Source organism: Clostridium sp. 1001275B_160808_H3 (assembly GCF_015550425.1).
GTDB lineage: Bacteria > Bacillota > Clostridia > Clostridiales > Clostridiaceae > Clostridium.
Genome location: NZ_JADNAT010000056.1, coordinates 1 through 1,172 on the forward strand (window position 1 = coordinate 1; position 1,172 = coordinate 1,172).

General features: G+C 25.9%; 1 protein-coding gene and 1 rRNA gene. One reads left to right on the forward strand and one right to left on the reverse strand.

What is annotated here, in order from left to right; all coding sequences use genetic code 11:
- Positions 1 to 125: 125 nt before the first annotated feature.
- Positions 126 to 242: ribosomal RNA gene (gene rrf / locus I2A75_RS17840) — 5S ribosomal RNA — on the forward strand.
- Between the two features lie 88 nt (positions 243 to 330).
- Here the strand turns inward: rrf and I2A75_RS17845 are convergent.
- Positions 331 to 468, reverse strand: coding sequence for a hypothetical protein (locus I2A75_RS17845; protein WP_195266938.1), 138 nt, complete (start codon positions 466 to 468; stop codon positions 331 to 333).
- Positions 469 to 1,172: the final 704 nt, after the last annotated feature.

The following is a 1,172-nucleotide window of genomic DNA, read 5'->3' on the forward strand; positions in this document are numbered from 1 at the left end:
TGATAGGTCAGAGGTGTAAGTGTGGTAACATATTTAGCTGACTGATACTAATAGGTCGAGGGCTTGACCAATAAAAAACAGGCTTAAAATTAATTCATGTGCAATTTTCAGAGAACACTCTGAAATCTGGTGATGATGGCGTAGAGGAAACACTCCTTTCCATTCCGAACAGGAAAGTTAAGCTCTACAGCGTCGATGGTACTGCATGGGAGACTGTGTGGGAGAGTAGAACGTTGCCAGGTCATTAAAAAAGACTTAAGAATTTATTCTTAAGTCTTTTTTTGTTATATAATTTTATTTTAATTTAATTTTATATATTAAATTATCGAATTATTTTGTTAAAACTAAGCCTTTGCTTCTTATACAAGTACATTCTTTAGCTTCTGTTGTGTGTAGGCATTGATATTTAACTTTCTTAGGGGCTACTACCTCTTGTGATTTATTATTATTTTTTTCTTGTGAATTCATTTAATACACTCCTTTTTATATATCTCAATATAAACAACATTATATATTAATAAATAGTAATTATCAACATAATTGATTTTCATTAATTTGAAGAATTTACGTAAAAGATATTAGATTATAAAAAATAAAGTTATATCTATTGGACATATAATTTATTTGTGTATAGCACTTAGCTAGCCTTAAAGAGCTTAGAATAAGATTTTTTATGTTTACTACACAGATTTTAAATGTATATGAAGATATTAGAAAGTTTTAATATAAAGGAATTTTATAATCTAAAAATGGTTAGAATATGCATTAATTATTGATGTTGATATTGAAATATACTCTGAATAATCTGAAAAAGTAAATAAACATTACCTTGTATATCAATATAATATAAATTAAGAAAATATAAGAAAAATAGAGTATAATAAATATAATATAGAATAATTACTATTTTTAAGATAATATTATGTTAATATTGATGATATTATATTTTATGTCGCTAAGGCAAATACATCAGCAAGTTAAAAAAATAAAAAACTGTTGACAATGAAATGCATAAGTGATAAGATAAGGAAGTCGCTTGAGAGCGATGGAGAAAATGGTCTTTGAAAATTGAACAGAAAATAAGTTAAGTAAAATAAACCAGCAATTCTTTTAGACGTCTTAAAATTAAGACTCAAAGTAATTTGAGCGAAGAGATTAAACTTTTTATTGAG